This is a genomic window from Rathayibacter sp. VKM Ac-2929 (genome assembly GCF_022815495.1).
Taxonomy (GTDB): domain Bacteria; phylum Actinomycetota; class Actinomycetes; order Actinomycetales; family Microbacteriaceae; genus Rathayibacter; species Rathayibacter festucae.
The window spans coordinates 482640-501330 of sequence record NZ_JALGRV010000005.1 but is presented as its reverse complement, the minus strand read 5'-3'; the positions used below and the strand labels follow the sequence as shown (position 1 = coordinate 501330).

Genomic DNA, 18691 nt, shown 5'->3' with positions numbered 1-18691 from the left:
AAGCCCCGCTGACGATGCGGGGTCTCGATACGCCCCTCCGGGGCTACTCGACCAGCATGCACATTGCCGGGCCGTGCTGATCGACGCGCGCCGGACGGCCCGCTCATGCTGATCGAGCAGCCCGCGCAGCGGGCGTCTCGAGATCCACCTGCGTCACCAGAGCAGCCGTCCCCTAGGGTCGAGCCGTGACGACCAGCGCCTCCCGCACCGAGCGCGGACTCGACCGCCTGGTGAATTTCACCGACGCGACGGTGGCCATCGCGATCACGTTCCTCGTGCTCCCCCTCGTCGACGTCGTCGAGGAGGGCGGCGCGACCGACCTCGGCGCGCTGCTCGGCGGCCACTACGGCACGCTCTCGGCGTTCTTCATCACCTTCGCCGTGATCGGGCGCCTGTGGCTGGTGCACCACGCGGTCTTCGAGGGCGTGGCCCGCTACTCCCCCGCGCTGGTCGCGGTGAACTTCGTCTGGCTCGCGGCGATCGTGCTGCTGCCGTTCGCGGCGAATCTGCTGTCGAACGTCTTCACCACCGACCCGAGCGTGTTCGCGCTCTACATCGGCACCATGATCGTCGCGAGCACCGCGACCCTGGCGATGCAGCTGATCCTGCGCCGGGACCCCGCCCTCCTCGTGCCCGGCACGGACCCGCTCCGCTCGCTCTCGCGCTCGCTGATCGTGATCGCGCTGCTGGCCGCCGCGCTCGTGCTCGCCGTCACCCTCCCGAGCGTCAACATGTTCGCGCTCCTGCTGCTGCTGCTCTCCGGCCCGATCGAGCGCCTGGTGCACCGCGGTCACCCGCCGGAGCGGCACCGGCCCACCCGCACGGAGCGGGGCCTCGACCGGCTGGTCAACTTCTCCGACGCGACCGTCGCCATCGCGATCACGATCCTGGTGCTCCCGCTGGTCGAGCTCGCCCCCGAGATCGGCCGCGACGGCGGCGGCGTGGGCGAGGTCCTCGGCCGGCACCTCGACTCGGTGCTCGCCTTCGCGCTCTCCTTCACGCTGATCGCGGTGTTCTGGATGCCGCACCACCGGGTCTTCGAGCTGGCCGGCGACTACGACGCGGGGCTGGTCTGGCTCGATCTGCTCTGGCTGGTCGCGATCGCGTTCTTCCCGTTCTCGACGAGCGCCATCGCCCTGCTGCCCGACTCGCGCGCGACGATCGGCCTCTACATCGGCACGATGGTCGTGGTCAGCGGGGCGCTGCTGCTGATCGAGCTGCGGCTGCGGCGCCGGCCGCACCTGCTGCGGGAGGGCGCCGGGCCGGTCCGGCTGGCCCCCGCCGTCGTCCCGTTCGCCCTTCTCGTGCTCGCCCTCGCGCTCGCACTGCTCGTGCCCTCGGTCGGACTCTGGTGGCTGCTGCTGCTGATCGCCCAGCGTCCGCTCTCGCTGCTCCTGCTGCGCCGCAGCTAGGCGGCGGGCGTCCAGCCCAGCCGCGGCGCGATCTCCGCGGCGATCGTCCGCAGGATCCGCCGGTGCGACTCGACCCCGCCGACCGCGGGCAGCGTGATCGTGAGCGAGTCCGCCTCCGCCAGCGCGGGGTCGGCTGAAAGCGACGCGACGATCTCGTCGGCCGTGCCGAGGTGCAGCGGGCTGAAGCGCATCGGCGCCGCGATGATCGAGCGGTCGGCGGTGCGCGGCCGGCCGTCGTCGTCCATCCGCGCGAGGTAGCCCTCGATGAAGGGGCGGTGCGCCTCCTCGTCCGCGGGGCCGGTCAGCGGCAGCACGATGCGCCCCGCCGTGACCCGCGAGGTGCGTCCGGGGTGGGCGGCGGCGAACGTCTCGCGGTAGGCGCGGATCTGCGCGGCCTGCTGCTCCGCGAACGACAGCCCGGTCTCCTCCGTGTTGAGCGTGGAGACCTGGAGGTGCATGCCCTGCTCCCCTGCGCGGACCGCGGAGGCGGTGGTGCCGGCGCCGTACCAGAGCCGGTCGGCCAGACCGGGCGCGTGCGGCTGCTGCACGAGCGGATCGCCGACCGGCACCGACATCAGCGCGGACTCCGCGATGCCGAGCACCGAGCCCGAGAGCGCGTCGCGCAGGCGCTCGATCCGCTCCTGCGCCTCGGCGCGGAACTCGCGGTCGGCCTGGCCGAAGACGCCGTCGAAGACCGAGGCGAGGTGCGCGAAGCCGCTGCTGACGCCGAGGTCGAGCCGGCCGCCGGAGAGCAGGTCCACCGTGGCCGCGTCCTCGGCGAGGCGGACGGGCGACTCGTAGCGCGCGCCGATCACGGCGGTGCCGAGGCGCAGGCGCCGGGTGCGCTGCGAGGCGGCGGCGAAGAAGGTCATCGGCGAGGCGAGGAAGCGCTCGAAGTGCCGCACCCGCACCCAGCCGGTGTCGTAGCCGAGCTCCTCCGCGAGCTCGAAGAGCGCGAGGCCGTCCTCGAGGCTGCGCGCCGCGTCGCCCGGCTGCTCGGGGCCCTCCGGGTAGGGGACGAAGGTCAGGAAGTCGAGTCCGAGGCGGCGGGTCACCCCTGCACGCTACCGCCGCCGGGGGCCCGAACGACCGACGGGACCCCCTGCCGAGGCAGAGGATCCCGTCCGATCGCGTCCCGCGGCGCGCGGGACGGTGGTGCGCTACAGCGCGGCGTAGACCTCGCGGAGCAGGTCGGCCGTCTCGGAGGGCGTCTTGCCCACGCGGACTCCGGCGGCCTCGAGGGCCTCCTTCTTCGCCTGCGCGGTGCCCGCGGAGCCGGAGACGATGGCGCCGGCGTGGCCCATGGTCTTGCCCTCGGGAGCCGTGAAGCCCGCGACGTAGCCGACGACCGGCTTGGTGACGTTCGCCTTGATGAAGTCGGCCGCGCGCTCCTCGGCGTCGCCGCCGATCTCGCCGATCATCACGATCGCCTTGGTCTCGGGGTCCGCCTCGAACGCCGCGAGGGCGTCGATGTGCGTGGTGCCGATGATCGGGTCGCCGCCGATGCCGATGGCGGTCGAGAAGCCCAGATCGCGCAGCTCGTACATCATCTGATAGGTCAGCGTGCCCGACTTGGAGACGAGGCCGATCGGGCCCTTGCCGGTAATCGTCGCGGGGGTGATGCCCACGAGCGACTCGCCCGGCGTGATGATGCCGGGGCAGTTCGGGCCGATGATCCGCGTCTTGTTGCCCTTCTCCTGCGCGTAGGCCCAGAACTCGGCCGAGTCCTGCACCGGGATGCCCTCGGTGATGACGACGAGGAGGCCGATCTCGGCGTCGATCGCCTCGATGACGGCGTCCTTCGAGAAGGCGGGCGGGACGAACGCGATCGAGACGTCGGCGCCGGTGGCCTCGATGGCCTCCTTGACGGTGCCGAAGACCGGGAGCTCGACGTCGCCGTGGGTGACGGTCGTGCCGGCCTTGCGGGCGTTGACGCCGCCGACGACGTTCGTGCCGGCCTTGAGCATCAGCGCGGTGTGCTTGGTGCCCTCGCCGCCGGTGATGCCCTGGACGATGACCTTGGAGTCCTTGTTGAGGAAGATCGACATGCTTGTTCTCTGATTCCTTGAGTCGAGGGGGTCGTTATGCGGCGGCGAGTGCGGCGGCCTTGTCGGCGCCCTCGTCCATCGTCGCGGCCAGGGTGATGAGCGGGTTGGCGGCGGCCTCGAGGATCGCGCGGCCCTCCTCCACCTTGTTGCCGTCGAGGCGCACGACGAGCGGCTTGGTCGCCGAGTCGCCGAGGATCTCGAGGGCCTGCAGGATGCCGTTGGCGACCGCGTCGCAGGCGGTGATGCCGCCGAAGACGTTGACGAAGACGCTCTTGACCTGCTCGTCGCCGAGGATCACGTCGAGGCCGTTCGCCATCACCTGGGCGGAGGCTCCGCCGCCGATGTCGAGGAAGTTGGCGGGCTTCACGCCCTTGTGCTTCTCGCCGGCGTAGGCGACGACGTCGAGCGTGGACATGACCAGGCCCGCGCCGTTGCCGATGATGCCGACCTCGCCGTCGAGCTTCACGTAGTTGAGGTCGTTCTCCTTGGCCTTGGCCTCGAGCGGGTCGGCCGCGTCCTTGTCCTCCAGCGCGGCGTGCTCGGGGTGGCGGAAGCCGGCGTTCTCGTCGATCGAGACCTTGCCGTCGAGCGCGACGATGTCGCCCTCCTCGGTGAGCACGAGCGGGTTGACCTCGACGAGCGTCGCGTCCTCGCCGGTGTAGACGTCGTAGAGCTTGACGAGCACGGGGGCGACCTTGGCGATCAGCTCCTCCGGGAACTTCGCCGCGCGGGCGATCTCCTCGGCCTTGGCCTGGTCGATGCCCTGGCCGGGGACGACCTCGACGCGCGCGAGAGCCTCGGGGCGCTCGACGGCGAGCTGCTCGATCTCCATGCCGCCCTCGTAGGAGGTGAGCGAGAGGTAGGAGCGGTTCGCCCGGTCGAGCAGGACCGAGAAGTAGAACTCGCGGTCGATGCGGGCGCCACCGGCGACCATGACGCGCTTGACGACGTGGCCCTTGATGTCCAGGCCGAGGATCGACTTCGCCGCCTCGAACGCGTCGTCCGCGGTCTTCGCGACCTTCACGCCGCCCGCCTTGCCGCGGCCGCCGATCTTGACCTGCGCCTTGACGACGGTGACGCCGCCCAGCTTCTCCGCCGCGGCGCGCACCTCCTCCGGCGTGTCGGCGATGATGCCGGGGAGCACGGGCACGCCGTACTTCTCGAACAGATCACGGGCCTGGTATTCGAAGAGATCCACGCTGCATTCCCATTCCGCGCCGAGCGCGCTTGCGTTCCGAGTCCGAGGTCGGCCCACGGCGCCGGCGGTCCGTGCTGTCCGGATCCGCGCTGGTGGTCCGCTGCGCTGTCCGGAGTCTCGGCACGGTTCTGTGTCGGCACTCTTCCTGGGCCGCGCCAACTCTACTCCGGACCCCGCGAGGCGTTCCTGCGCCGCGGGGCGCGCAGCGGCGGACTGTGGAGGGACCACCGGATCGCCGCGTGTGGAGGGACCTGCCCCGCGTACCGTGGAGGGATGCCCCTGCGAGCACCCGCCGACCGCGACGTCTTCCGCGAGGGCGTCTTCCTCGTCGCGGGCGCGCGCGCCATCCTCCTGCAGATCGCGCACCCCGCGGTCGGCGCCGGCGTCGCCGAGCACTCCGACTTCGTCCACCGCGCGCTCGGCCGGCTGTTCGGCACCCTCTCCTACCTCTACGCCCTGCAGTTCGGCAGCCGCGAGGACGTCCGCTCCGTCCAGCGCCGGGTGAACCGCGCGCATGCGCCGGTCCGCGGCCCCGGCTACACCGCGTTCGATCCGGAGCTCCAGCGCTGGGTCGCCGCGACGATCACCCAGTCGATGCTCCAGCTCCACGAGGGCGCCTTCGGCCCGCTCGGCCGCGAGGAGGCGGACGAGATCGTGCACCGCTCCCGCGTCGTCGGCACGGCGCTGCAGATGCCCGAGGAGCTCTGGCCCGACTCCCGGGCGGCCTTCGACGCCTACTGGGAGCGGGAGCTCGCCCGGCTCGAGGTCACGCCCGCCGCGCGCCGGGTCGCGCACGACCTGCTCGACGGCGGGATCGCCGCCTGGTGGCTGCGACCGGTCGGCCCCTACCTGCGGCTGATGACGGCGGGCCTCCTGCCACCGGAGCTCCGCGCGCCGTTCGGCTTCCGCTGGAGCGCGCGGCAGCAGGCGCGGTTCGACCGGGCGCTCGCCCGCACCTTCGCCGTCTACCGCGTCCTGCCGACCGCGGTGCGCACGGCGCCGAGCCGGTTCTTCCTGGCCCGGGTGCGCGCGGAGTCCGACCGGAGCCTCAGAAGCCGGCCGTGATCGTCCAGCCCGCGTAGGCGGCGAGCTCCAGCCCGAGCGCCTGCGCGGCGGCCCGCGCCTCGTCCTGCCCGCGCTCGTCGCGGACGTCGACGCTGATCGGCACGCTGTCGCCGAAGCCCGCGACCGAGACCCGCGCGCTGGTCGGGCCGCTGTAGAGCGGGACGTGCGCATCCGCCGTGCGCGCGCCGACCACCCGCGAGCCGGTCGCCTCCGCGATCACGGCCAGCGCGAACGGCGCCGTCGCGATCGTCTCGGTGTAGAGCGTCGCCTCGCCGCGCATGAGCGCCTCCTCCGTCGTCGCCTCGACTGTACGGGCGGCCGTGCTCGGCTGCAGGCCCTTGTCTCCGGCGGGATCCGCTCCCTCGCCGACGACCACCACCAGCCTGCCGCCGCGCTGCCGCAGAGGGAGGGCACGCTGAGCATCCGATGCGCAGCGCTTGAACGGCGCCCCCGGCGGATCTACCGTGAAGCACCCGGCGAACGCGCCGCGGCGGTCAACGACGACTGGAGCCCCGATGAGCATCACCGAACCGCGCACCACCGAGGCACCCGCCGCACCCCCGCCCACGGCCGGGTTCGGCAGCGTCTCGGTCGCGGCGATCCTGGCGGAGGCGGCCCGACGGACGCCGGCGACGATCGCGGTCCGGGTCGGCCCGCAGGCGATCGACTACGGGAGCCTCTGGGAGCAGACCCGCGCCTACGCCGGAGCTCTCCGCGCGCGGGGCATCGGCCCCGGCGACCGGGTCGCCCTGCTGATCCCCAACGTCCCCGACTTCCCGCGCGGCTACTTCGCCGTGCTCGCCCTGGGCGCCGTCGTGGTGCCCGTGCACGCGCTGCTCAAGCACGACGAGATCGCCTACGTGCTGCGCGACTCCGGAGCGACCGCGCTGATCTGCGCGGCTCCGCTGCTGGCCGAGGGCGCCGCCGGAGCGGCCCTGGCCGACGTCCCCGTGCTGAGCGTGCTGGTGCCCGACGGCACCGAGAGCCCCTTCCCCCGCCTCGAGGACCTCGCCGCCGACGCGACGCCGGTCGACACCTACGTGCCGCGCTCGCCGTTCGACACCGCGACGATCCTCTACACCAGCGGCACCACCGGCCGGCCCAAGGGAGCCGAGGGCACGCACTTCGCGATCGTCTCGCAGTCCGACGTGCTCCTGATGAACACCTTCGACCTGCATCAGGGCGACGTCGTGCTGGGCGCGTTGCCGCTCTTCCACACCTTCGGCCAGGTCTGCGCGATGAACACCGCGTTCCGCACCGCCGCGACCGTCGTGCTCGTGCCCAAGTTCGACGGCGACGCCGCGCTCGAGGCGATGATCGCGCACGAGTGCACCGTGTTCGAGGGCGTGCCGACGATGTACGTCGCACTGCTCGACGCCGCGACCCGCCGTGAGGACCGCCCGCCGCTGCGCTACGCGGTCTCCGGCGGAGCAGCCCTGCCCGTCGCGGTGATCGAGCGGTTCCGCGAGGTGTTCGGCGTCGAGATCTACGAGGGATACGGCCTGACCGAGACCTCCCCTGTCGCGACCTTCAACCACGTCGGCGTCCCGCCGCGCGCAGGCACCGTCGGCACGCCGATCTGGGGCGTGGACGTCGAGGTCGCCCGCGCCGAGGTCGCCGACCGGATCGAGCTGCTCCCCCGCGGCGAGCTGGGCGAGATCGTGGTCCGCGGCCACAACCTGATGAAGGGCTACCTCGGCAACCCCGAGGCCTCGGCCGCCGCGGTCGTCGACGGCTGGTTCCGCACCGGCGACCTCGGCACCAAGGACGACGAGGACTACATCCGCATCCTCGACCGGACCAAGGACATGATCATCCGCAACGGCTACAACGTGTACCCGCGCGAGGTCGAGGAGGTCCTGATCGGGCACTCCGCCGTGGCCAACGCCGCTGTCTTCGGCGTCCCCGACGAGAAGCACGGCCAGGAGATCATGGCGGCCGTCGTGCTGCTGCCCTCGGCGACGGCGACCGCGGAGGAGCTGATCGCCTACGCGAACGAGCACCTCGCGGCCTTCAAGTTCCCCCGCCGCATCGAGCTCGTCGACGCTCTCCCCCTCGGCCCGAGCGGCAAGATCCTGAAGCGCGAGCTCGTCGCCCAGTACTCCTGACCCCTGCGTCCCCTCCGCGAGATGCCACTAGTGCACACCTCTCACGGCGTGTCGCGCTCATAAGTGGCATCTCGCGAAGAGGTGAGCTTGGGAGCGCTGTGCAGAGTCTGCCCTGTAAGGGGGACACGGGGAGGGGCGCGCGTGGGGCATGCTGAGGCGTCCCGCCGCGCCACCAGGAAGAAACGACGATGAGCCCCCGCCACCCGCACCTCCCGCCCGATCTGCCGGGTCGCGCCCGCCGGAACGCCCGCTCCGCCGATCCGCAGTCCGCCGTCCGCCGACGGGCGGCCGCCCTGCCCGCCCTCCTCCGGTCCGGGGGCCGGCCGCAGGACAGCGTTCCCGCCGCCCCCGCCTCCCCGGACCGCAGCCCGTCCGGGCGCCGGCCGCTGCGGGCGGGATCGCTGCGGCTCACCCGCCTCCGCCTCACTCCGCTGCAGTGGGTCGTCGGCGGCGTCACCCTCTTCTTCGCACTGGTCGGCTGGCTGACGGGCGGCCCCGGGGCGGCCCTCGTCGTGATCGCCCTCGTCGTTCTCGTCACGGCCGCCTACGGTGTGCTCCTGCGCCGGCCGACCTGGCTCGGGCTCCCCCGCCGTCGTCGTTCGTCGGCGTACGCCGGAACGGCGGCGATGCTCGCCCTGATCGTCGGCCTGTCGGCGTTCGGGTCGACAGCGGCCCCGGCGCCCACGGACGACCCGGCCGTCGCCTCCGGACCCGAGAGCTCGGCGTCGCCCGCCGCCGCTCCGACCCGCACCGCGACCCCGGCTCCCACTCCGACCCCGACGCCCACCCCGATCGTCGTGGTCACGACCGAGACGGTCACCGAGACCGCTCCTATCGCCCGCTCCTCGCGCACCGAGGACGACCCGAGCGCCGCGCAGGGCACGAGCACCGTCGTGGCGGGCGTCGACGGCGTGCTCACCCGCACCTTCGAGGTCGTCAAGCACGACGGCGTCGAGGTCTCCCGCGCGCAGCTGTCGGAGGCGGTCACCACAGCCGCTGTCGACGACGTCACCCGCGTCGGCACGCTAACCCCGGCCCCCGCCCCGGTCGCCGCGGCAGCCGACGCCGGCTGCCACCCCAGCTACGCCGGCGAGTGCGTCCCCATCGCCTCCGACGGCGACTGCGCCGCGGGCTCCGGCAACGGCCCGGTCTACATCCAGGGCCCGGTCACGGTCGTCGGCCCCGACGAGTACGACCTCGACCGCGACGGCGACGGCATCGCCTGCGACAAGTAACCCCCTCCCCCGCCGCGAGATGCCACTTGTGCAGGCGACACGCCGTGTCGAGCGTGCACAAGTGGCATCTCGCGGCGGGGGTCAGCTCAGGAGCGACCAGACCAGCGAGGCGAGCACGGCGCCGACCAGGGCGCCCGCGATCACCTGAGCGGGAGTGTGCGCGCCGAGGCGTACGCGCGACCAGCCGGTCCAGAGCGCGATCGGCACGGTGATCAGCAGCGACCACGGGCCGTAGGCGATCAGCACCACCACCGCGCAGGTCGCGACGACCGCCGCATGGCCCGACAGCTTCCAGCCGAGGTTGACGATCCCGATCACCGTGAGCACCGCCACCGTCACCACCCCGAACGTCGTCACCTCGGCCGGCGCGCCGAGCACGGCGAGCAGCACGAGCCCGACCACGATCGAGACCAGCGCGAGCCCGATCGGCAGGGCCCGCTCGCGGCGGTCCGGCACGTGGTGATCGCCGCGGATCCGCCCCGCGCGCATCAGCAGCCGCACCACGAGGTACGGCAGCACGCCCACGAACAGCGCCGCGAGTGCTCCCCAGGCCACGCCGAGCAGCGGCGGGTCCGCGACCCGCGCGCCCACGATGAGCGGGACGACCATCGCCAGCACCGGCGGCGCGAACGCCTCCGTCGCCACCCGCGCCGCGAGCGGCCCGCGTCCGCTCGTCGCGGTGTCGGCCGCAGGGCCCCTGAAGCGGCTCACGACTCGTCGACCGGCACGGGGCATTCCGACCGGCTCAGATCTTCTCGATGGGCGCGACCTTGATCAGCAGCTTCTTGGCGCCGACCTGGTCGAAGAGCACGTGCGCGACCCGCTTGCTGCCCTCGCCGGTGACCGCGTTCACGCGGCCCTCGCCGAAGTCGGTGTGCCGGATGCGGTCGCCCGCGATCAGCTCGAGGTCGCCGTTGTCGCGCACCATCCCGGTGATCCGGTTGGGGAACTCGCCCTTCGCCTTCGGCGCCGCGGCGAGCGCCTGGCGGAACTCGGTGTTCGACTTCGAGCGGCCGAACCCGGGCCGCTGCGCGTTCAGCGCCCGCGGCTGGGTGCCGCCGCGAGAGGTCGCCGCCCCCGGCGACTGGCGCCACTCGATCAGCTCGGCCGGGATCTCCTGGAGGAACCGGCTGGGCATCGCGACCGAGGTCTCGCCGTACTGCGCGCGGGTCATCGCGAGCGAGAGGTAGAGCCGCTTGCGCGCGCGGGTGATGCCCACGTAGAACAGCCGCCGCTCCTCCGCCGGGCCGCCCGGCTCGTTCGCCGAGATGCGGTGCGGGAGCAGGTCCTCCTCGATGCCGGTGAGGAACACCGCGTCGTACTCGAGCCCCTTCGCGGTGTGCAGGGTCATCAGCGACACGGTCCCGGAGTCGTCGTCCAGGTCGTCCGCCGCGGCGACCAGCGACACCTCGGTCAGGAAGTCGACCAGGCCGCCGTCGGGGTTGTTCCGCGCGAACTCCTTCGTCACGGCGATCAGCTCGTCGACGTTCTCGGCGCGCGCCTCGTCCTGCGGGTCGCGGCTGGCGCGGAGCATGTCGATGTACCCGCTGCGGGAGAGCAGCGCCGACAGCACCTCGTGCACCTTCGCCTCGCCCTCGGGCCGCCCCGGGTCGAGCATCAGGGCGCACTCGTCGAGCAGCGTCGCGAGGTCGACGATCGCCTTCGTCACCTTCGGCCCCATGCCCAGCGACCCGGCGTTGCGCATCGCCTCGCGCAGGGTCACCGCGTTGGTGTCCGCGAAGGACTGCAGCTGCGCCTCCGTCGCCGGGCCGATGCCGCGCTTGGGCGTGTTCATGATCCGCCGCAGCGCCAGCACGTCGGCCGGGTTCGCGACCGTGATCAGGTACGCGAGCGCGTCCTTGATCTCGGCGCGCTCGTAGAACTTGGTGCCGCCGAGGATCCGGTAGGGCAGGGCGGAGCGGATGAAGATCTCCTCCAGCGCGCGGGTCTGCGCGTTGGTGCGGTAGAACACCGCGATCTCGTCGTAGCCGGTGCCGGCCGCGTGGATCCGGGCGATCTCGTCGACGACGAACTGCGCCTCGTCGTGGCCGGAGTACCCGGTGTAGCCGATGATCTTCTCGCCCTCGCCGCTGGCCGACCAGAGGTTCTTCGCACGGCGGTCGAAGTTGTTCGAGATGACGGCGTTCGCGGCCGAGAGGATGTTCTGGGTGGAGCGGTAGTTCTGCTCGAGCAGGATCACCCGGCAGCCGGGGAAGTCGCGCTCGAACTCGACGATGTTGCGGATGTCCGCCCCGCGGAACGCGTAGATCGACTGGTCCGAGTCGCCGACCACGGTGAGCGAGGCGCCGGGGATCGAGCCGTCGGCCGTCACCGGGCCGCGGTAGGGCCGGTCGAAGGCGGCCGCCGCGATCGTGGCCGGCGGCACGGCCCGGGTCAGCTCGTGGATCAGCGAGTACTGCGCGTGGTTCGTGTCCTGGTACTCGTCGACCATCACGTGCCGGAAGCGGCGCTGGTACTTCGCCGCGACGTGCGGGAACGCGCGGAAGAGGTAGACCGTCTGCGCGATCAGGTCGTCGAAGTCGAAGGCGTTCGCACTCTCGAGCGCGCGCGAGTAGGCGCGGAAGACCTGGAGGAACATCTCCTCGTTCGGGTCGCTCATGTTCGCCGTCCGCGCGTAGGAGTCGACGTCGGCGAGCTCGTTCTTGAGCTTGGAGATCTTCGACGAGGCGCTCGCGACCGTGATGCCGAGCGAGTCCGCCTCGAGGTCCTTCACGATCCGCTTGAGCAGCGCCCGCTGGTCACCCGAGTCGTAGATCGTGAACGACGAGGTCATCCCGAAGTTCTCGGCCTCGCGCCGCAGGATCCGCACGCAGGCGGAGTGGAACGTCGAGATCCACATCCCCTCGGCCGCCTGGCCGACGATCTTCTCGACGCGCTCGCGCATCTCGGCGGCCGCCTTGTTGGTGAAGGTGATCGCGAGGATCTGGCTGGGCCAGGCCTCGCCACTGCCGAGCAGGCTCGCGATGCGCCGCGTCAGCACGCTGGTCTTGCCGGACCCGGCGCCCGCGACGATGAGCAGCGCGTCGCCGCGGTACTCGACCGCCTCGCGCTGCTGCGGGTTGAGTCCCGCGACGAGGCGCTCGTGCTCGGGGTCGGTGCGCGCGGAGTCGCCGGAGGGCCCGCCGGGCGCGCCGACGATGACCGGGGTGGCGCGGGAATCGCTCGGATCGAAGAGGAGGCTCATGTCCCTCCGAGTGTAGATCGCGCCTCCGACACCCCGCCGCGGGACGCCGCACGGTCGGGCTCCGATCAGGCGGCGCGCGACCGCCGCGCGGGCGTGGTGAGCGGCCCACCGATGTCGAGTCCGCGCCAGGCCAGCGCGAAGCCGACCACCGCGACGGTGGAGGTCGCCACCGCGAGCACCTGCAGCAGCACGAACGCCGTGAGGTCCTTCGTGTCGTCCGGGTAGTACTGGATGCCCTGCACGGCGAGCGCCCCGAGCGTCAGCACGAGCACGATCGAGCAGACCAGCAGTACCCGCAGCACCGCCCGGCGCGGCGGCTTCCGCGGCGCCCGCCCCACCTGCGCCCGCGTCGACAGCCAGGCGCAGGCCAGGGAAGCGGAGGCGAGACCGACCAGATCGGCGCCCAGCACATCGCTCGCGCGGTGCCAGGAGGCGGCCATCGTCAGATTCCCGACCAGCACCACCACGGCGCCGCCGATCGCCAGCACGACCGTGCGCCCGCGCCCCGGGACGACCATCGCCAGCGCGAAGACCACCGACACCGCCGCCGCGGTGTGCCCGCTCGGGAAGCTGCCGCCGGTGTACCAGGAGTCGGTCTCCACGAGCAGCGGCCGCTCGAGCACCACGTTCTTCAGCAGCTGCGTCAGCCCGGCCGTGACCACGATCGAGCCGACGGAGGCGAGCGCCAGCGCCGGACGCCGGCGGATCAGCGCGATCGCCGCGACCAGCAGCGCACCGCCGATCATCGACACCGGGGTGACGTCGGCGAGCGCACCCGCCGCGGTGCCGGTGGCCCGGCCGAAGACCAGGTCCGCGCCACGCAGCCCGGAGTTCTCGGCCGCCTGCCCCTGCGGGGTGAGCACGGCGAGCCCGTAGACCACGGCGACCCCGAGCGCGGCGAGCACGGCGAACACGATCCAGCGGCGGGTGATGCGGGCGCGGGTCTTCACGGTCGGGCTCCTCTCGGGATGCGCGGGGCGGGGTCGGTCGGCACCGGCGGGGGCGCCGGGCGGCGGGGTCGTCGGCCCGATGATGCCAGCGGAGGCTCCCGGTCGCCTGCGCACTCGCCGGGCCGCGCGCTCGGGATCAGCCGGCGGACCCCGCCCAGGCGTCGTCCTCGGCGGCGCGCGCCTCGATCGCCAGGTCCGGCTGGTCCGCGAACACGCCGTCGATCCCGGTGCGCAGAATCGCGCGGAACTCGTCCTGCCAGGCGCCGTACGCCTCCGGCTCCTTGCCGATCCGGTGCACCTTCTCCAGGAAGCGGTTCTCGGCGCGCAGCGTCCACGTGTAGACCTGCAGCCCGACCGCGTGCGCGTCGGCGACCAGCGAGTTCGTCCCCACGGCCCGCCCGGCGCCGTCCCGCCCGAAGAGCATGCTCTTGTCCACGCTGACGCCGTCCACCGTTCCGGCGAGACCGCGCAGGCCCGCGGGGGTGACGAAGTCGGCGTAGGGCGTCGCCCGGGAGCCGTGGGCGGCGACGAGATCGGGCGGGGTGCCGCGGGACTCGATCAGGTAGACGCGCCGAGTGCCCACCCCGCGGACCGCGAGGCGCTCGAGGACGGTCTTCTCGAAGCTCTCGATCGTCAGCCGCGGATCGGTGCGCGCCCAGCCCGCCGCGGCCAGCTCCTGCTCGAGGAGGACGTCCAGCGGCAGACCCAGCGCATCGAAGTACGTGGCGTGCTTGATCTCGGCGACGAGCCCCGGCGGCGACGGGGGCGACTCCTCCCCCGCCCGGTCGAGCAGGGCGAGGAGATCGCGGAAGCGCAGGATCGGGAACTGCCCGTCGAAGGTGGCGCTCGAGGCGCGGACGGCCGGCAGCCGCTCCCGCGCGCGGAGCGTCGACAGCTCGGCCCAGGTGAAGTCCTCGGTGAACCAGCCCGTGATCTCCTTGCCGTCGACGCGCTTCGTCGTGCGGCGCTGCGCGAACTCGGGGCGACGTTCCACGTCAGTCGTGCCGGAGATCTCGTTCTCGTGCCGGAGCACCAGCACCCCGTCGCGCGAGGCGACGAGATCCGGCTCGACGGCGTCGGCGCCGAGCGCGATCGCCAGCTCGTAGGCCGATCTGGTGTGCTCCGGGCGGTAGCCGCTGGCCCCGCGGTGGCCGATGACGAGCGGGACGGGACGGGTCGGCATGCGGCGATCCTACGGGCGGCGGCAGGTGACTCCGGGCGGAACCGGGGCTCCCGCGAAGGGAATAGCCAGACTCTGAGAGATGTTCTCAGATACTGTGGACCTACCGCCTGCGGCCCGAGAGGGCAGCCGGTGGATCCCGCAGTCACAGCGACTCAGCTCCGCGAGTCCCGACGGATCCGTCCGTCACCGTCGAGCGCACCTGAGAGAAGAGGAACCATGGCAAGCAACAACCCGGCGTTCGGTCGTCCGGAGTTCAGCAACCGGGGCTACGCCGGCCGCGTGCAGGACGTCCCGGACGTGTCGCCCGGCACGCTCGACCAGATGTACAACCGTCCGGCCGCGGGCTCGGCCGACACCAACCGGATGACCGTCGAGGACACCCTCGCGAAGACGGCACTCGCCTTCGTCGTGCTCCTCGCGGGTGCCGCGGTGGGCTGGTTCGTCCCCGGGCTGATGCTGCCGGCCGTGCTCATCGCGCTGGTCCTCGGCATCGTCAACGCCTTCAAGAAGGTGCCGTCGCCGGCCCTGATCCTCGGCTACGCGGCGACCCAGGGCATCGGAGTCGGCGCGATCTCGCGCTTCTTCGAGAGCGCCTACGAGGGCGCGGTCGTCCAGGCCCTGCTCGCGACCGTCGTCGTGATCGGCGTCACCCTGGCGCTGTTCATGAACGGCAAGATCCGCACCTCGCCGAAGCTGAACAAGATCTTCTTCATCGGGATGATCAGCTACGCGGTCTTCTCGCTGGTCAACCTCGGCCTCGGCCTGTTCGGCGTCGGCGGCGGCTTCGGTCTCCGCACCGGCTTCATCGGCATCGTGATCGGCCTCATCGCCATCGCGCTCGCCACCTACTCCCTCGTGATGGACTTCGAGTTCATCCAGCAGGGCGTCCGCAACGGCGCCCCTCGCATCTACGGCTGGACGGGCGCCTACGGCATCCTCGTCACCGTCGTCTGGATGTACCTCGAGCTGCTGCGCCTGATCTCGATCTTCCGCCAGTAGTCACGTCCTCTCCGGAGCGATCCGGACCGGCCCGACGGGCGCTCGACCTCACGGTCGGGCGCCCGTTCGTCGTTCTGCGGCCGGGCCGCGCAGCCCCGCCCGCCGCTTTTGAGACGATGGAGGAATGATGGCCGCCGCTTCGACCCGCATCGTCGGCCTCGACGTGGCCCGCGGTCTCGCCGTGCTCGGGATGTTCGCGGCGCACCTCGCCCCCACCGAGCGCGAGATGATCTGGGACGGCCGCAGCGCCGTCCTCTTCGCCGTCCTCGCGGGCGTCTCGATCGGCCTGATGTCCGGCGGGGCGACGCGGTCGACCCGGCCGTTCCTGGACACCGCGTCGATCCTCCTGCGCGGCCTCTACCTCCTCGTCATCGGGGTCGGTCTGACTCTGCTCGGCACGCCGATCGCGGTGATCCTGCCGCACTACGGCCTGATGTTCGTCGTCGCGGCGCTGCTGATGTTCCTGCCGCGGGCGGTGCTCGCGGCCCTCGCCGCCGTCTCCGCCGTCGGCGGCCCCCTGCTCGTCGACCGGATCGTCACCGCCGGGAACGACTGGATCACGACGCTGTCCCCCGAGGACGCCCTGCTCGCGCGGATGCCGCTCACCTGGCTGACGCAGTACTATCCCGTGCCCTCCTGGCTCGCCTACGTGATGCTCGGGCTGCTGATCGCGCGCTGCGACATCCGCTCGGCCACGACGCAGCGCTGGCTCGTGATCGGCGGCGCGATCGCCGCGGTCCTCGGCTACGGTGTCGGCCTCGCCCTCGGCGGGCCGGAGAGCGTCGAGGCGCACTCGAGCACCACCGCCGAGATCGTCGGCGCCGGCGGTGTCGCGGCCGTCGCGATCGGAGCGCTCACCGCGCTCGCCGCGCGCCTCGCCGTCGTCCGTGCGGTCACCGCGCCGCTCGCCGCGGTGGGGTCCATGCCGCTCACGGTCTACTCCGTGCAGCTCGTCGCGCTGGCGGTCTACCTGATCCCCTACGAGCCCTTCGACTTCGCCGCCTGGCAGAGCTGGACGCTGCTCGCGTCCTTCACGGTCGTCGCGGTGTTCGGCGCCCTGCTCTGGCGCCGCTTCGTCGGCCAGGGGCCGCTGGAGTGGCTGGTCGCGCGGGCCTCGCTCCGGCCGCGCACCCGGGCCGCCCGCCCGGCGCTCGGCTAGGGTGATCCGATGATCACGCGACGCGAAGCCGCTCAGCGCCTCGACATCCCCGTCGAGATGGCGACGCGGCACGGGCTGCCCACGCGCCTCTCCGAGGAGGAGCTCGTCGCCCTGGAGCAGGATCCGCCCGCCTGGCTCGCCCAGTCGCGCGAGAACCGCACCGGGAAGCGCCCGGTCTGGGTGACCCTGGACTGCGCCGTCTGCGGTTGCTCCGAGTCGGCCCGCCCGAAGAAGTGGTGGCCCGACTTCAGCTTCCTCGTCTGCGAGGACCACTCCCCCGACGCGTGGCCGCACCACCCCGAGGGTCACCGCCGCGACGAGTACGACGGCATCGGCACCCGCTTCGTCGGCGTCCTCGACACCCCCGTCTGACCCGCCCGCCCCGCCTGCCCCCGTCCGATTCGCAGGCGATCCGGCCGCCCGCTCACGTCCGACGCGGGTGAGCGCGCTCTCGCGCCGGGATCACCTGCTCATCGGACCACCCGAGCACGACGAGGAACGGGCCCCCCGCAGGAGGCCCGTTCTCAGACCGCGGTCGCGGCTACTCCCATTCGATGGTGCCTGGCGGCTTCGAGGTCACGTCGAGGACCACGCGGTTCACGCCGCTCACCTCGTTGGTGATGCGGTTGGAGATGCGGGCGAGCAGGTCGTAGGGCAGGCGCGTCCAGTCGGCCGTCATCGCGTCCTCGGAGGAGACGGGGCGCAGCACGATCGGGTGGCCGTAGGTGCGACCGTCGCCCTGGACGCCGACGGAGCGGACGTCGGCGAGCAGCACGACCGGGCACTGCCAGATCTCGCCGTCGAGCCCGGCGGCGGTGAGCTCGGCGCGGACGATCGCGTCGGCCTCCTGGAGCAGGTCGAGCCGCTCCTGGGTGACCTCGCCGACGATGCGGATGCCGAGGCCGGGGCCGGGGAACGGCTGGCGGCCGACGATCGCCTCGGGCAGCCCGAGCTCGCGGCCGATGGCGCGGACCTCGTCCTTGAAGAGGGTCCGCAGCGGCTCGACGAGCGCGAACTGCAGGTCCTCGGGGAGGCCGCCGACGTTGTGGTGGGACTTGATGTTCGCGGTGCCCGTGCCGCCGCCCGACTCGACGACGTCGGGGTAGAGCGTGCCCTGCACGAGGAAGTCGATCGAGGTGCCCTCGCCCTGCGCCTCGAGCACGAGCGCCTCGGCGGCGCCCTCGAAGGTGCGGATGAACTCGCGGCCGATGATCTTGCGCTTCTGCTCGGGATCGCTGACGCCGGCGAGCGCGTCGAGGAACTGCTCGCGCGCGTCGACCGTCACCAGGCGCACACCCGTGGCGGCGACGTAGTCCTCCTCGACCTGGCGGCGCTCGTCCTTGCGCAGCAGGCCGTGGTCGACGAAGACGCAGACCAGCTGGTCGCCGACCGCACGGTGGACGATCGCGGCGGCGACGGCGGAGTCGACGCCACCGGACAGGCCGCAGATGACGCGGCCGGTGCCGACCTGCTCGCGGATCAGCGCGACCTGGTCGTCGATGACGTTGGAGGAGTTCCAGTCGGCGGGGATGCCGGCGGCGCGGTGCAGGAAGTTCTCGATGACGGCCTGGCCGTGCGCGGAGTGCTTGACCTCGGGGTGCCACTGCACGCCGTAGAGGCGGCGCTCGTCGCTGCCGAACGCGGCGACGGCGGTCGAGCCGGTCGAGGCGAGCACGTCGAAGCCGGCAGGCGCCTTCGAGACCTGGTCGCCGTGGCTCATCCACACCGTCTGGTCGACGGGCTGGTCGCCGAGGAGCACGCCGCCGTCGGCCGTGACGGACGCGTCGGTCGCGCCGTACTCGCGCAGGCCCGTGTTCGCGACCTCGCCGCCGAGCGTCTTGGCCATCACCTGGAAGCCGTAGCAGATGCCCAGCACGGGGATGCCGAGGTCGAAGATGGCGGGGTCGAGCTGCGGCGCCCCCTCCTCGTAGACGCTCGAGGGACCGCCGGACAGGATGATCCCGACCGGCGACTTGGCGGCGATCTCCGCGGCCGTCGTGCCGGACGGAACGATCTCGGAGTACACGTTCGCCTCGCGGACGCGCCGCGCGATCAGCTGCGCGTACTGGGCGCCGAAGTCGACGACGAGCACGGGCTGGGCGGCGAGGTGCGGCTGCGGGGCGGACTGC

General features: G+C 72.5%; 16 protein-coding genes. 7 read left to right on the top strand and 9 right to left on the bottom strand.

Annotation, left to right across the window (positions count from 1 at the left end; all coding sequences use genetic code 11):
* Positions 1–185 precede the first annotated feature (185 nt).
* Positions 186–1412: a TMEM175 family protein gene (locus tag MT355_RS18225; RefSeq protein ID WP_243600588.1), complete on the top strand. Its 1227-nt coding sequence runs from the start codon at positions 186–188 to the stop codon at positions 1410–1412.
* Here MT355_RS18225 and MT355_RS18220 read toward each other — a convergent pair.
* The 3 genes from MT355_RS18220 to sucC form a co-directional block, all read right to left on the bottom strand.
* Positions 1409–2467, bottom strand: coding sequence for an LLM class flavin-dependent oxidoreductase (locus MT355_RS18220; RefSeq protein WP_243600587.1), 1059 nt, complete (start codon positions 2465–2467; stop codon positions 1409–1411). The genes MT355_RS18225 and MT355_RS18220 overlap by 4 nt on opposite strands.
* A gap of 105 nt (positions 2468–2572) precedes the next feature.
* The gene (gene sucD, locus MT355_RS18215; protein ID WP_123445113.1) at positions 2573–3460 is read right to left on the bottom strand and encodes a succinate--CoA ligase subunit alpha; all 888 of its coding nucleotides are present in this window, start codon (positions 3458–3460) and stop codon (positions 2573–2575) included.
* Positions 3461–3494: 34 nt separating this feature from the next.
* On the bottom strand, positions 3495–4658 hold the full coding sequence (sucC, locus tag MT355_RS18210; RefSeq protein WP_123702180.1) for an ADP-forming succinate--CoA ligase subunit beta: 1164 nt from the start codon (positions 4656–4658) through the stop codon (positions 3495–3497).
* Positions 4659–4931: 273 nt separating this feature from the next.
* On the opposite strand from sucC, the gene MT355_RS18205 reads away from it, so the two are divergent.
* Positions 4932–5723, top strand: a complete 792-nt coding sequence (locus MT355_RS18205; protein WP_243600586.1) for an oxygenase MpaB family protein — start codon at positions 4932–4934, stop codon at positions 5721–5723.
* Here MT355_RS18205 and MT355_RS18200 read toward each other — a convergent pair.
* Positions 5707–6102, bottom strand: coding sequence for a hypothetical protein (locus MT355_RS18200; protein ID WP_243600585.1), 396 nt, complete (start codon positions 6100–6102; stop codon positions 5707–5709). The two genes, MT355_RS18205 and MT355_RS18200, sit on opposite strands and share 17 nt — an antisense overlap.
* 136 nt (positions 6103–6238) lie before the next feature.
* On the opposite strand from MT355_RS18200, the gene MT355_RS18195 reads away from it, so the two are divergent.
* Positions 6239–7831, top strand: coding sequence for a long-chain fatty acid--CoA ligase (locus tag MT355_RS18195; protein WP_243600584.1), 1593 nt, complete (start codon positions 6239–6241; stop codon positions 7829–7831).
* A gap of 188 nt (positions 7832–8019) precedes the next feature.
* Positions 8020–9066: a G5 domain-containing protein gene (locus tag MT355_RS18190; protein WP_243600583.1), complete on the top strand. Its 1047-nt coding sequence runs from the start codon at positions 8020–8022 to the stop codon at positions 9064–9066.
* Between the two features lie 81 nt (positions 9067–9147).
* Here MT355_RS18190 and MT355_RS21690 read toward each other — a convergent pair whose 3' ends face one another.
* From MT355_RS21690 to MT355_RS18170, 4 genes are all read right to left on the bottom strand, one after another.
* Positions 9148–9777, bottom strand: coding sequence for a phosphatase PAP2 family protein (locus MT355_RS21690; RefSeq protein ID WP_243600582.1), 630 nt, complete (start codon positions 9775–9777; stop codon positions 9148–9150).
* A gap of 34 nt (positions 9778–9811) precedes the next feature.
* The gene (locus tag MT355_RS18180; protein ID WP_123735062.1) at positions 9812–12271 is read right to left on the bottom strand and encodes an ATP-dependent helicase; all 2460 of its coding nucleotides are present in this window, start codon (positions 12269–12271) and stop codon (positions 9812–9814) included.
* Between the two features lie 65 nt (positions 12272–12336).
* The gene (locus MT355_RS18175; protein ID WP_243600581.1) at positions 12337–13221 is read right to left on the bottom strand and encodes a phosphatase PAP2 family protein; all 885 of its coding nucleotides are present in this window, start codon (positions 13219–13221) and stop codon (positions 12337–12339) included.
* A 136-nt stretch (positions 13222–13357) separates the two neighbouring features.
* Positions 13358–14404, bottom strand: a complete 1047-nt coding sequence (locus MT355_RS18170; RefSeq protein ID WP_243600580.1) for a glycerophosphodiester phosphodiesterase family protein — start codon at positions 14402–14404, stop codon at positions 13358–13360.
* Positions 14405–14620: 216 nt separating this feature from the next.
* Here MT355_RS18170 and MT355_RS18165 point away from each other — a divergent pair, with 216 nt between their 5' ends.
* The 3 genes from MT355_RS18165 (at position 14621) to MT355_RS18155 (ending at position 16934) form a co-directional block, all read left to right on the top strand.
* Positions 14621–15403, top strand: a complete 783-nt coding sequence (locus MT355_RS18165; RefSeq protein WP_243600579.1) for a Bax inhibitor-1/YccA family protein — start codon at positions 14621–14623, stop codon at positions 15401–15403.
* Positions 15404–15527: 124 nt separating this feature from the next.
* On the top strand, positions 15528–16562 hold the full coding sequence (locus MT355_RS18160) for a DUF418 domain-containing protein (RefSeq protein WP_243600578.1): 1035 nt from the start codon (positions 15528–15530) through the stop codon (positions 16560–16562).
* A gap of 9 nt (positions 16563–16571) precedes the next feature.
* Entirely contained in the window at positions 16572–16934 is a 363-nt protein-coding gene (locus MT355_RS18155; protein ID WP_243600577.1) for a hypothetical protein, read from the top strand.
* 169 nt (positions 16935–17103) lie between these two features.
* Here MT355_RS18155 and guaA read toward each other — a convergent pair whose 3' ends face one another.
* On the bottom strand, positions 17104–18654 hold the full coding sequence (guaA, locus tag MT355_RS18150; protein WP_208110562.1) for a glutamine-hydrolyzing GMP synthase: 1551 nt from the start codon (positions 18652–18654) through the stop codon (positions 17104–17106).
* Positions 18655–18691: the final 37 nt, after the last annotated feature.

What these genes read in the sequence shown, in the direction of transcription:
- MT355_RS18180 (WP_123735062.1), bottom strand. Translation starts at nt 12,271, where the DNA reads ATGAGCCTCCTCTTCGATCCGAGCGATTCCCGCGCCACCCCGGTCATC.
- MT355_RS18195 (WP_243600584.1), top strand. Translation starts at nt 6,239, where the DNA reads ATGAGCATCACCGAACCGCGCACCACCGAGGCACCCGCCGCACCCCCG.
- MT355_RS18170 (WP_243600580.1), bottom strand. Translation starts at nt 14,404, where the DNA reads ATGCCGACCCGTCCCGTCCCGCTCGTCATCGGCCACCGCGGGGCCAGC.
- MT355_RS18205 (WP_243600586.1), top strand. Translation starts at nt 4,932, where the DNA reads ATGCCCCTGCGAGCACCCGCCGACCGCGACGTCTTCCGCGAGGGCGTC.
- MT355_RS18190 (WP_243600583.1), top strand. Translation starts at nt 8,020, where the DNA reads ATGAGCCCCCGCCACCCGCACCTCCCGCCCGATCTGCCGGGTCGCGCC.
- sucD (WP_123445113.1), bottom strand. Translation starts at nt 3,460, where the DNA reads ATGTCGATCTTCCTCAACAAGGACTCCAAGGTCATCGTCCAGGGCATC.
- MT355_RS18155 (WP_243600577.1), top strand. Translation starts at nt 16,572, where the DNA reads ATGATCACGCGACGCGAAGCCGCTCAGCGCCTCGACATCCCCGTCGAG.
- MT355_RS18165 (WP_243600579.1), top strand. Translation starts at nt 14,621, where the DNA reads ATGGCAAGCAACAACCCGGCGTTCGGTCGTCCGGAGTTCAGCAACCGG.
- MT355_RS18160 (WP_243600578.1), top strand. Translation starts at nt 15,528, where the DNA reads ATGATGGCCGCCGCTTCGACCCGCATCGTCGGCCTCGACGTGGCCCGC.